At 70.8% G+C, this 12,218-nt stretch carries 11 protein-coding genes and 1 pseudogene; 11 read left to right on the top strand and 1 reads right to left on the bottom strand.

All coding sequences use genetic code 11. The annotated features are described in order from the left end of the window. Positions 1-846 precede the first annotated feature (846 nt). Positions 847-1,701, top strand: coding sequence for an ETX/MTX2 family pore-forming toxin (locus JS756_RS35025; protein WP_205387311.1), 855 nt, complete (start codon positions 847-849; stop codon positions 1,699-1,701). Between the two features lie 307 nt (positions 1,702-2,008). After that, a pseudogene (locus tag JS756_RS35030) lies at positions 2,009-2,290 on the top strand (IS110 family transposase); the annotation flags it as partial. An 88-nt stretch (positions 2,291-2,378) separates the two neighbouring features. On the opposite strand, the gene JS756_RS35035 reads toward JS756_RS35030, so the two are convergent. Continuing rightward, positions 2,379-3,551 (bottom strand): YihY/virulence factor BrkB family protein, encoded by a 1,173-nt coding sequence (locus JS756_RS35035; protein ID WP_205387312.1) that lies wholly within the window; start codon positions 3,549-3,551, stop codon positions 2,379-2,381. 124 nt (positions 3,552-3,675) lie between these two features. Between JS756_RS35035 and JS756_RS35040 the strand changes: the two genes are divergently transcribed. The 9 genes from JS756_RS35040 to JS756_RS35075 all read left to right on the top strand — a co-directional run. Then, positions 3,676-5,325 (top strand): acyl-CoA dehydrogenase family protein, encoded by a 1,650-nt coding sequence (locus JS756_RS35040; RefSeq protein WP_205387313.1) that lies wholly within the window; start codon positions 3,676-3,678, stop codon positions 5,323-5,325. 285 nt (positions 5,326-5,610) lie between these two features. Next, the gene (locus tag JS756_RS35045) at positions 5,611-6,909 is read left to right on the top strand and encodes a GAF domain-containing protein (protein WP_205387314.1); all 1,299 of its coding nucleotides are present in this window, start codon (positions 5,611-5,613) and stop codon (positions 6,907-6,909) included. 175 nt (positions 6,910-7,084) lie between these two features. Beyond that, entirely contained in the window at positions 7,085-8,410 is a 1,326-nt protein-coding gene (locus JS756_RS35050) for a hypothetical protein (RefSeq protein WP_205387315.1), read from the top strand. Between the two features lie 17 nt (positions 8,411-8,427). Continuing rightward, positions 8,428-9,000 (top strand): GNAT family N-acetyltransferase, encoded by a 573-nt coding sequence (locus JS756_RS35055; protein WP_205387316.1) that lies wholly within the window; start codon positions 8,428-8,430, stop codon positions 8,998-9,000. Positions 9,001-9,127: 127 nt separating this feature from the next. Beyond that, the gene (locus tag JS756_RS38185; RefSeq protein WP_368861131.1) at positions 9,128-9,211 is read left to right on the top strand and encodes a putative leader peptide; all 84 of its coding nucleotides are present in this window, start codon (positions 9,128-9,130) and stop codon (positions 9,209-9,211) included. Positions 9,212-9,339: 128 nt separating this feature from the next. Then, a complete protein-coding gene (locus JS756_RS35060; RefSeq protein ID WP_205387317.1) occupies positions 9,340-11,037 on the top strand; it encodes a nitrite/sulfite reductase in 1,698 nt (565 codons plus the stop codon). Beyond that, a complete protein-coding gene (locus JS756_RS35065; protein WP_205387318.1) occupies positions 11,034-11,222 on the top strand; it encodes a hypothetical protein in 189 nt (62 codons plus the stop codon). The genes JS756_RS35060 and JS756_RS35065 overlap by 4 nt, the downstream gene beginning before the upstream one ends. Next, complete coding sequence (locus JS756_RS35070) at positions 11,219-11,929, top strand: phosphoadenylyl-sulfate reductase (protein WP_205387319.1); 711 nt, start codon at positions 11,219-11,221, stop codon at positions 11,927-11,929. Before JS756_RS35065 ends, JS756_RS35070 begins: the two co-directional genes overlap by 4 nt. Then, positions 11,926-12,218: adenylyl-sulfate kinase (locus JS756_RS35075; RefSeq protein ID WP_205387320.1), on the top strand; the 293-nt coding region annotated here is incomplete at its 3' end. The genes JS756_RS35070 and JS756_RS35075, both read left to right, overlap by 4 nt.

Consider the following 12,218-nt stretch of genomic DNA (forward strand, 5'->3'; position numbering starts at 1 on the left):
CCCGGGGGGACAGCGACTGTGAGCAGTACATATTGATCACCACATGTGCAGGTGAGAACGGAACAGTCCCCACGCTGCGTCGCCATGCGCAGGAGGAGCACCGGGAAAATACGTAGACCGCTACGTATGCGGCCGGCTCTGCGCGCGAAAATCCACCATTTGCTCACGATCGCGGCCGCACACCCCCTTCCCCGAAGGGGCAGAATTCAAGGAGAAGGTGGTGACCTCGTGTGATTGCGAGTCACGGTCCCACCTCAACGATGGTGCACTTCGGTGCGGAGAGCCTCTTCCATGATCTTCTACCTCAGTGCTTGACAGAACACCCGGCTCGGCCAGACAGTGCTTCCCACCCGAGGAAAGCCCTGGAGACCCCAGGAAGTAATCGACCCGACGGCACCGTGGCGCAAAACTGCCAAACAGCCAGCTAGACATCCGTCAAGAAATGCGCACCCTTGCGTAGCGCAATCTTTCACCTCCCCGAGGCCGCAGCGCAGGGCACGATAAGTTGCCTCGCCTACTTCAGGTCAGTGTGCTGACTGCTCATTTTCTGCCGGGTCCTTGCCGCGCTGCGACACAGGAAGCCGAGTTCAGTCTGGAGTTGCATCCGGTTGAGCCTCGGATCACGTTGTGGTGCGTTCCGGACACGAAGGGGAGTTTATGCAGGGGGGTCTGCTCGGCGCAGTGCAGTGCGGAAGGTGAAGGAAAACCCTTCGAATTCCCGCCGGGAGATATTAGCTCATCTCATGCCGCGGAAACAAAAGTTCCCACCAATGGAGGAGATTCATGTCAAGATGGACGCGATCCAGAGTGCTTGCAGGCTTGGGGATTCCCCTTTCGGTCAGCTGCATGCTGACACTCGCGGCTCCACCGGCATCCGCGACGTCGGCCGCGGCGGAAGTCACCAACGTCATCGACCTTTTCAACGAGGCGTGGCAGCACGTCTCGGTGGATGGAACCCCCAAGCACTGCGAATACTACAATATGGAGACTTCGAATGTCCTGACGGCTGTCGACCAGTCCACGATCAATGATGTCGACGCTCTCCTCATCGAAGCCGAAAGTCGTAGTGTTTTTCACAACGACTCGCCGGACACCCAGTCGTTCGCAACTCCCTCGTATTCGACTACGTACACGAAGTGGCTGGAGCATCAGGTCACAACGGGCACTTCCAGCTCGACTTCACTTTCCGCCGACCTCCCAGACATAGGGATCGGTGCAGGGCTGACGCAAACTGTCAACTACAGCAATACTGACACCGTGAAGACGGTTGACAGTCATACTCTCACTGCCCCTTCTCAGACTTTCACGGTCCCAGGCGGGGAAACGGGATACGCCTGGTGGAGACTGTCCTCGACCGAGGCGACCGGGACGGTCACGCTGCACGCCGACTTCTCGGGCGATCTGAAATGCATCTACAGACACGCCAACAATAACAACAGGAAAGAGGTAATCATCAGTGTAAACGACCTGATGCAGCGGGCTCTGACTGACGGGAACTGGAGCCCGGAAGACATGTACCCGGACAATAGGTTCATTTGGGCCTCTTGGGTCGGCAATGTGCAATTCAATGGCACAGCCACCTATTCCGGTGTGTCTTATTCGGGTCTTGAGGTGTACTTCTCCCTCACCAAGCCGACCTGGTGGGACAATGCGGTCACTGTCGAGGAGCTGGAGGGCGAAGGCGTAATCACTTCGGGCTGACGCGAAGTTCGGATGGCGGGCAGAGCCCTGGCGAGCGCCCGAATCATCCGGTTTGGGCAGGCGATGTCATGGAGAGCGGGGGCGTTCGGCGTCAGGGCCCCGGCGTTGGTGCCGGCCCTCGCCTGCTGCAAGGAGCCCGTGGTCCTGAGTGATCATTGCCGTTCTCTGGCCTTGATCTTGCATGAGGGTCCGTCAGCTTGCTGGCGGACCCTTTTCGGCTCGGTCGGGGTGGCCTTTTCTGCAGGTGGGCAGGGTGGTGGCTCGGCTCTCGAGCTCGGCCGCCCCCCGTTATCGCCCGCGACGCGGGCTGCAACGCGGGCTGGGCCCCCGCCTCGACCACCAGGCCGTCACCTGGCTGCTGGAGCCCCACGGCTCCCCGGCCGCGCTGCGCAAAGCCGGCCGCCGCAGGCTCGTCGAGCCGATCCGGCCCAAGGCCCCGCGCACGGCCGCCCGGCTGATCGACGACGTCTTCGCCGCGCTCGACGAACAGACCCTGATCGTGCCCGGCACCGGCACCCTCGACATCGTGATCCCCTCCCTGGCCGCATCGCTCGCCGCCGTCCACGCACAGCGCCGGGCCCCGGAAGCCGGAACGGCCCGCTCCGAGCCGGCGGGGCGCCGGACGGTGGAGGCGGAGCCGTGACGAAGGAGGGGGCGGCCGGGGCAGCGGGCCGGCGTCACATACCGACGGGCGGGTCCTCGCCGGGGGCCTTCGGTGTGTGTTGGTGCGCGCTCCGCGCATGGGTGCGCAGGCGGCCCGTCAGGTCCTCCGGCGGCAGGAAACGGGACCAGCGCTCGGGGAACTCCGACGGCATGTCGGCGGGATCGTCGGGGTCCTCGTGGGCGCTGACGGCGGCGAGGCGGGCGACGTACTCGGCGGCCTCCTCCTCCCGCAGCCGCTCGTTGGTGGCGCGGGCCGCGGCTGTCGCGGCGGCCGGCCACACACGGTCGATCGCCGCGTTGACCGCGGCTCCCACGAGCACCGCGAACGCCGACATGCCGATCCACAGCAGCACGGCGACGGCGGCGGCGAGCGAGCCGTAGATCGTCGCACCCTCGATGGTGTGCTGGAGGTAGATGCGCAGCAGGAAGCTGCCGAGCACCCACATGCCCAGGGCGACCAGGGCGCCCGGCACGTCCTCGATCCACGGGGAGCGGACCGGGACCGACACGTGGTAGAGCGTCGTCAGGAAGGCGACGGAAAGGACGATGACGACCGGCCAGTACAGGACCTGGACCAGGGTCGCCGACCAGGGCACGATCCGCACGACCGCGTCCGGGCCCGCCACCATCAGCGGCAGCGCGATCGAGCCGATCAGCAGCGCCACGATGAACAGCAGGAACGCCATGAGCCGGGTCTTGACGATGCCCCGCACCCCGTCGAGGCCGTACATGACCGTGATCGTGTCGACGAAGACGTTCACCGCGCGGGAGCCGGACCACAGCGCGAACAGGAAGCCGATGGAGATGACGTCGGGCCGGCCGCCGGCCAGCACGTCGTCGAGGATCGGCTGCGCGATCTGCCGGACGCCCTTGTCGGACAGGACGGTCCGGGACGCCTCCAGCAGGTTGTTCTCCAGGCTGGTGATGGTGTCGGTACCGGTCCAGTCGTCGACGTAGCCGAGCAGGCCAATGAGGCTGAGCAGCAGCGGCGGCACCGACAGCAGCGTGAAGAACGCCGCCTCCGCGGCGAGACCGAGGATGCGGTACTCGATGCAGGAGTTGACCGTGTCCTTCAGCAGCAGCCACGCTGTCCTGCGCTTGGAGACGTTCCGGTACAGGGCACGCGCCCGGTGAAGACGGCCGGAGGGGCTGCCGAGCGGCTCGGGTGACTGACTTGCTGGCTGCACGCCCTAAAGGTATCCGCCGGGACACGGTGCACTCACCCCTGGTGGCGCCGGGGGTCGTCCGTCGGCCACGGTTCGCCGTGTCGGGCCGGTCTCGACCGCCCCGGCGGCGGGTAGGTTGCGAGACATGGCAGGCAGCACGCACACGGTGGACAACCAGCCCGAGCCGCTGACCGGATACGACGTCTTCTCCACCGACCGCGCCCTGGTGGCGGCGGTCGAGCGACACCTGGACCCCGACCTGCTGGGAGAGGTGCGCGAGGAGCTGTCGGCGTTGGGCCGGTCGGCGGGATCGGCGCAGCTCCAGGAGTGGGGCGTGCAGGCCAACGCGTTTCCGCCGCGACTGCGCACCCACGACCGCTACGGGCGGCGGATCGACGAGGTGGAGTTCCATCCGGCCTGGCACCGGCTGCTCGGCAAGGGCGTCGCGGCGGGCCTGACCGCGGCGTGGACGCGGCCGGGCGGACATGTCCGGCGGGCGGCCGGGTTCCTGGTGTGGTCGCAGGTCGAGGCCGGCAACGGCTGCCCCCTGTCGATGACCCACGCGGCCGTGCCCGCGCTGCGCACCGACCCGGAACTGGCCGCCGAGTGGGAGCCCCGGCTGACGTCGATGATCTACGACCGCGAACCGCGCCCCGCGCAGCTGAAGGCGGGTGTGCTGTTCGGGATGGGGATGACGGAGAAGCAGGGTGGCAGCGACGTGCGGGCCAACACGACGGTCGCGCATCCGCTCGCCGAGGCCGGGACGTACGCACTGACCGGGCACAAGTGGTTCTGCTCGGCGCCGATGTCGGACGCCTTCCTCGTGCTCGCGCAGGCTGCCCCGGAACCCGGAACCGGGGGGCTGACCTGTTTCCTGGTGCCGCGGGTGCTGGCGGACGGGTCCCGCAACGTCTTCCTCATCCAGCGTCTGAAGGACAAGCTGGGCAACCGCTCGAACGCCTCGGCGGAGGTCGAGTTCGACGGCACCTGGGCACGCCGCGTCGGCGAGGAGGGGCGCGGGGTGGCGACCATCATGGGGATGGTCGCGGCGACCCGGCTGGACTGCGTGCTCGGCTCTGCGGGGCTGATGCGGCAGGCGGTGGCGCAGGCGGTGCACCACTGCACGTACCGGGAGGCGTTCGGCGGCCGGCTGGTCGACAAGCCGCTGATGCGCAACGTCCTGGCCGATCTGGCCCTGGAGTCGGAGGCGGCCACGACGCTGGCGCTGCGGCTGGCGGCGGCGTACGACGACGGCGGCGAACACGAGCGGGCGCTGCTGCGGATCGCCGTGCCGGCCGCAAAGTACTGGGTGACCAAGCGGTGTGCGCCGGTTGCGGTGGAGGCCGCCGAGTGCCTGGGCGGGAACGGCTATGTGGAGGAGTCGGGGCTGCCCCGGCTGGTGCGCGAGTCGCCGCTGAACTCGATCTGGGAGGGCGCGGGCAATGTGCAGGCGCTGGACGTGCTGCGGGTGCTGCGGCGCGAACCGCGTTCCCTGGACGCCTACCTGGTGGAGATCGGACGGGCACGCGGGGCGGACCACCGGCTGGACGCCGCGGCGAAGAACCTGCTGACGGAGCTGGGCAGCCTGGAGGGCGTCGAGGGGCGCGCCCGGCGGCTGGCCGAGCGGATCGCGCTGGTGCTCCAGGGGTCGCTGCTGGTGCGGTTCGCGCCGCCCGAGGTCGCGGACGCGTTCTGCGCCGCACGGCTGGGCGGCGACGGCGGCGCCGCCTTCGGGACGCTGCCCTCCACGCTCGACCTGGCGTCCGTCGTGGAGCGGGCCCGCCCGGCCGAATGACGCGGGGGTGGTGCTGCGCCGACACGGCACCACCCCCGCCGCGCAGGCCGGTTCGAGGCCGGGGACGCCGCTCGGGACGGCGTGGCTCAAGTCTCGGTCAGCACGGGAGCGCTCCACCAGGGTTGCAAGGGGTTGCAACTTGTCGGCCCGCGTGAGCGGAGTGTGCCCCTCCGTCACCGGCGGACGGCAGTATGGGGACACGCAGCGCAACGAGCCGAACAGGACCGGAAAGCATCGGCCGCAGGGCTTGACATCCGTGTCGTACGTCCTTGCCGGGAGGACCCAGTGGCGAACCCGCCCTTGAACGTGACGCAGTTGGCCGCCGTCGACGCGGCGCGTGCCGCGCGGGTGCTCAGCAGGGTGCGCGACGCGACGCTGGCCGGGCGGCGCACGCCCGTCGCGCCGCGGCCGGTCATCGAGGAGTCCTGGGGGCGGATGCTGCGCAGCGGCGTGGACCCGGAGCACGACTTCCGGTCGGGTCTGCTGCCGGACGAGGAGGTACTCCGGCGGCGCGAGGAGTCGCCGCTCAGACATGTGCTGCCCGTACTGCGGCGGGGTCTGCTGTCGGTGACGGACCCCGCCCGGCACATCATGGTGGTCGCGGACGCCGACGGACGGGTGCTGTGGCGGGAGGGATCCCCCGCGGTGCTGCGCCAGGCGGACGGGCTCGGTCTCGAGCCTGGCGCGGACTGGCGGGAGGACGTCGTCGGCACCAACGGGGTGGGGACGCCCGCGGTGGTGCGCCGGCCGGTGCAGGTGTTCGCCGCGGAGCACTTCGTGCGTTCGCACGCCTCCTGGACCTGCGCGGGCGCGCCGATCACCGATCCGCGCGACGGGCGCATGCTCGGCGTGGTGGATGTCAGCGGGCCGCTGGAGACGATGCATCCGGCGACCCTCGCCTGGGTCGACTCGGTGGCCCGGCTCGCCGAGGCGCGGCTGCGGGAGATGCACCTGGAGTCCCTGGAGCGGCTGCGGGCGACCGCGGCGCCGGTGCTGGCGCGGCTGGGCGGCCGGGCGGTGGCGGTGGACCGGGACGGCTGGACGGCGGCGGTGACGGGGATGCCGTACGCGAGCCGGATCGCGCTGCCCAGGTCGCTCTCCGCGGGCCACCGCTGGCTGCCCGCGCTGGGGCCCTGCGGGGTGGAGCCGCTGGCCGGCGGCTGGCTGCTGCGGCACCTGGACGACCCCGGCGACGCGCTGTCGCACGAGGCCACCCGGATCGTGCTGGACCTCTCCCGGCCGCGCGGCTGGACGGTGACGGTCACCGGTGGCGCGGGCTCCTGGTCCCACGAGCTCAGTCCCCGGCACGCGGAGCTGCTGTACCTGCTGGCCGTCCACCGCGCCGGACGGAGCGCGGCGGGCCTGGCCCAGGACATGTTCGGGGACCCGGCCCGGACGGTGACCGTGCGGGCCGAGCTGTCCCGGGTGCGCAGGTACCTGGGGGGCTTGCTGTCGCACCGGCCCTACCGCTTCTGCGAGGGCGCGGAGGTGGACGTGCTCCGCCCGGCGGACCCGCGTGCGCTGCTGCCGCAGTCCACGGCACCCGGCGTCGTCGACGCGCGCCACTCCGCCGCCGTGTCGTGACCGCCGGGGCCATCATGCTCCCCACAGGGCCCGACAGGGGCGTCTTCCGCGTATTTGCGAGATCTTCGTCCGCTGCGGGCCCCGGCTGCCGTAGCATCCCCTATGGGCCACCCCACCTGCTCCTCGGGTCAATGCACGGATCACCAGGCGCAGTTGGCTCGCCTCGGGAGGATCGATGACGCAACGCGGGAGACATCGCCGGCGCAGACGGGGCAGGGCGCTGCGGGCGTGCCTGGCGGGCACAGCCCTGGCCCTCACCGCCGCAGCGACCATGATCAGCGCTTCCCAGGCCACGGTCGCCGACGACCCGGGCCCGCTCACCCGGCTCGCCTCCACGGCCGAGCTGGAGAAGCTGCAGCTGGCCGAGGAACCGGTGGCGCGGACGGGTCTCGACCGGCTCGCGGCGGCGATGGGGCGGCCCGTGGGCGTCACGGAGGTCCTCGCGGGCGCCGACCACACCCTGCGCACCGCGGACGCATGCCCCTCCGACGACCGGCGGTCGCTGCCCACCGCGCCGGCGGCCACGCGCGCGTACTGCTTCGGCGCGGCCGACACCCGGTCCTGGCGGCCGGGCGCGGTCGCCCTGCCCGCAGACCGCGCCGACGGCCGCTGGGACGGCCACCGCGTGCTGGTGTCGGCCTGGTCCCACGGCTCCGTGGGCGACGCGCCGGCCGGCGACACGTCCGGCGCCCCGGACGCCGCGTCCTCCGACGGCACGGGCCTGGCCCGCGTCGCCTTCATCGACGCCGGCGACCAGGACCACCTCGCCTACACCTGGGCGCTGCTCGCGGTGCCGGTCGACGGCGGGCGCGACTACCGGGCACTGTCCTCCCCCGTCTCCGGCATGGTCTGGTACCGCGACAAGCTCCTGGTCACCGCGGACGGGCGGGACGGCCGCGCGCTGTACGTCTACGACGTGGACCGCGTCCAGCGCGCCGGCGTGGACAGCGCCGCCGTCGGCCGGGTGCCGGGCGGCTGGTCGGCGGGAGGAGCCCGGTTCGTACTGCCCGCCGTGGGCTCGTACCGGCTCACCGGCGACGCCCGGATCGGCAGCATCGCCCTGGACCGCACGACCTCCCCGGACAGCCTGGTCGCGAGCGAGGGCGTGCCCGAGGACAGCAGGCGCCCCACGCGGCTGTGGCGCTACTCCCTCAGCCTCGATCCGGCGCGGGCCGGGCTGCCGTCCGTCGACCCGCGCGGGCGGGCGGTCCCGGACGCGGCGTACGAGACGAAGGTCACCGACGTGCGCGGTGTGCTGGCGCGGGGGCCGGTCTGGTACGTCACCGCTGCCGCGGGGAACGCCGACGGCCACGGCATGCTGTGGCGCCTGGACGGCAGCGGCGGCACCTCGGCACGGTGCGGGCCGGACGACACGCGGCAGTGCTGGAGCGCACCCGCCGGACCGCTGACCCTGACGGAGGGCACCGGGGCGGTCTGGTCGCAGTCCGGGCGGATGCTGTTCTCGCTGGGACTGAACTCCATCGACAGCTCGCAGGGGTAGATGGTTCCCTGGCCGGTATGGCCAACATCCCCGTCACCACCTGGTCCCTCGAGCAGACGTCCCCGACCGACCTCCTGCCGGCCGCCGCGCCGGAGGGAGACGTCCGCATCGTCCGCGGCGAGGTGCCCTCCCCCGAGTTCAGCCGCTTCCTGTACGCCTCCGTCGGCGGGGACATCCGGTGGACGGACCGGCTCGGGTGGAGCCATGCCCGGTGGCAGGAGTACCTGGACCGGCCCGGGGTCGAGACCTGGGTGGCCTACGACCGCGGCACCCCGGCCGGGTTCGTGGAGTTGGAGCCGCAGGACGACGGGGTCGTGGAGATCGTCTACTTCGGGTTGATCCCGGCCTTCCGCGGGCGGCGGATCGGTGGGCACCTGCTGTCGTACGGCGTCGCCCGCGCCTGGGACCTGGCGGACCGCTGGCCGGACCGGGTGGAGACGAAGCGGGTGTGGCTGCACACGTGCAGCAAGGACGGCGAGTACGCCATGGACAACTACCTGCGGCGCGGCTTCCGGCTCTTCGAGACCGAGGTCGAGGAGGAGCCGGAGGTGCCGGCCCCGGGGCCGTGGCCCGGCGCCTACCCTGCCTGACCTGCATCGACAAGGCCCTTTGCGGCCGGTGTGACTGACGACACCCTTGTCCCGGATAGTGGGACAAGGGTGTCCGCATGTTGGACGAAGCTGGACTGTGTCCAGATCGCCATGACACGCTTCCGTCATGTCTGGAACTGGAATCGCCTTGGTGAGTCGGCGGCACGTCGACCTCGGCCGCATGTCCAGCGCCATCTGTATGGCGCGCTGACAGCCGCCGGCATCCCGTTCCCCCCTTTCCTTTACGACTGCCCTGCGCAACGCCGCGCACGTGTGCCTCCGTGCGCCCAAAGGGCAGGTCAGAGTCGCTTTCCGCCTGTCCCGAAGGACGTGTCCGCCATGGCCGCCACCCCGCAGAACCCTGCCGCCTCCGCGTCTCGCCGCAAGGTGAGCCGACACCGCGGCGAGGGTCAGTGGGCCGCGGGGCACTTCACCCCGCTCAACGGCAACGAACAGCTGAAGAAGGACGACGACGGTCTCAATGTGCGGACACGCATTGAGACGGTGTACTCCAAGCGGGGCTTCGACTCCATCGACCCCAGCGACCTGCGCGGCCGGATGCGCTGGTGGGGCCTGTACACCCAGCGCAAGCCCGGCATCGACGGCGGCAAGACCGCGATCCTGGAGCCGGAGGAACTGGACGACGAGTACTTCATGCTCCGCGTCCGCATCGACGGCGGTGCGCTGACGACCCGGCAGTTGCGGGTCATCGGCGAGATCTCCGAGGAGTTCGCGCGCGGCACCGCCGACATCACCGACCGGCAGAACGTGCAGTACCACTGGATCCGGATCGAGGACGTGCCCGAGATCTGGAACCGCCTGGAGGCCGTGGGCCTGTCCACCGTGACCGCGTGCGGCGACACCCCCCGCGTGATCATCGGCTCCCCGGTCGCGGGCATCGCCGAGGACGAGATCATCGACGGCACGCCGGCCCTGGAGGAGATCAAGCGCCGGGTCCTGAACAACAAGGCGTTCTCCAACCTCCCGCGCAAGTTCAAGTCCGCGATCTCCGGCTCGCCGCTGCTGGACGTGGTGCACGAGATCAACGACGTGGCGTTCGTCGGCGTACGGCACCCCGAGCACGGCCCGGGCTTCGACGTGTGGGTCGGCGGCGGCCTGTCCACCAACCCCAAGCTGGGCGTGCGGCTGGGCGCCTGGGTGCCGAGCGACGAGGTCGCGGACGTCTACGAGGGCGTCATCTCGATCTTCCGCGACCACGGCTACCGCAGGCTGCGCACCCGGGCCCGCCTGAAGTTCCTCGTCGCCGACTGGGGCGCTGAGAAGTTCCGGCAGGTGCTGGAGGACGAGTACCTCGGGCGCCGCCTGACCGACGGCCCCGCCCCCGAGCAGCCGGTGCAGCAGTGGCGCGACCACGTCGGCGTGCACCGCCAGAAGGACGGCCGCTGCTACGTCGGCCTCGCGCCGCGGGTCGGCCGGGTCGACGGCGCCACCCTGACGAAGATCGCCGACCTGGCGGAGGCACACGGCTCGGGCCGGATCCGCACCACCGTCGAGCAGAAGATGATCATCCTCGACGTGGCGGAGGACCGGGTCGACTCGCTCGTGGACGGCCTGGAGGCGCTCGACCTCACCGCCCGTCCGTCCTCCTTCCGCCGCGGGACGCTGGCCTGCACCGGCATCGAGTTCTGCAAGCTCGCCATCGTCGAGACCAAGCAGCGCGGCTCCCATCTGATCGACGAACTGGAGCGCCGCCTGCCGGAGTTCGACGAGCCGATCACCATCAACATCAACGGCTGCCCGAACGCCTGCGCCCGTATCCAGGTCGCGGACATCGGTCTCAAGGGCCAGCTGGTCGTCGACGACCGGGGCGAGCAGGTGGAGGGGTTCCAGGTGCACCTCGGCGGCGCGCTCGGCCTGGAGCCGGGCTTCGGCCGCAAGGTGCGCGGGCTGAAGGTCACCGCCGACGAACTGCCCGACTACATCGAGCGGGTGCTCAAGCGGTTCCAGGCCGAGCGCACGGACGGCGAGCGCTTCGCGGCGTGGGCGGCCCGGGCGTCCGAGGAGGCCCTGTCGTGAGCGAGCGCGCCGCCCCGTTCCACTGCCCGTACTGCGGAGACGAGGACCTGCGTCCCAGCGAGGCCCCGGAGGGGGGCCACGGCGCCTGGGAGTGCGCGGCCTGCAACCGCGCGTTCCGGCTGAAGTTCCTCGGGCTGCTCGCACGGGGCGTCCGGCGAGCCGACAACGGAGGGGACCCCAGATGACCACGGCTCAGGAAGACCGCGACGTCGAGGAGTTGAAGACGCTCGCCGCACAGGCGGGCCGCGACCTGGAGGAGGCCTCCGCGCTGGAGATCCTCCAGTGGGCGGCCGACACCTTCGGCGAGGGCTTCTGCGTGATGTCCTCCATGGAGGACGCGGTGGTCGCGCACCTGGCGTCCCGCGCGATGAAGGGCGTCGACGTGGTGTTCCTCGACACCGGCTACCACTTCCCGGAGACCATCGGCACCCGGGACGCGGTGGAGGCCGTGATGGACGTCAACGTCATCACGCTGACCCCGCGTCGGACGGTCGCCGAGCAGGACGCCGAGTACGGCCCCCGGCTGCACGACCGCGACCCGGACCTGTGCTGCAGGCTCCGCAAGGTCCAGCCCCTGGAGGAGGGCCTGAAGGGCTACCGGGCCTGGGCGACCGGACTGCGCCGCGACGAGTCCGAGACCCGGGCGAACACTCCGGTGGTCGGCTGGGACGACCGGCGGCGGAAGGTCAAGGTCTCCCCCATCGCCCGCTGGACGCAGGACGACGTCGACGCCTACGTGGCCGAACACGGCGTGCTGACCAACCCGCTGCTGATGGACGGCTACGCCTCCGTCGGCTGCGCCCCCTGCACCCGCCGGGTCCTCGCGGGCGAGGACGCGCGCGCCGGCCGCTGGGCGGGCCGCGCCAAGACCGAGTGCGGGTTGCACGGATGACGACGAACCATCAGGAGACTGACGTGACGAGCGGAGCCACCGTCTGGCTCACGGGTCTGCCGAGCGCCGGCAAGACGACCATCGCGTACGAGCTGGCCGGGCGGCTGCGCGCCGAGGGCCACCGCGTGGAGGTGCTCGACGGCGACGAGATCCGCGAGTTCATCTCCGCGGGCCTCGGCTTCAGCCGCGAGGACCGCCACACCAACGTGCAGCGCATCGGCTTCGTCGCCGAACTGCTCGCCCGCAACGGCGTCAAGGCGCTCGTCCCGGTCATCGCGCCGTACACCGA

Origin of the sequence: Streptomyces actuosus, from assembly GCF_016921115.1 — a bacterium.
Lineage (GTDB): Bacteria > Actinomycetota > Actinomycetes > Streptomycetales > Streptomycetaceae > Streptomyces > Streptomyces actuosus_A.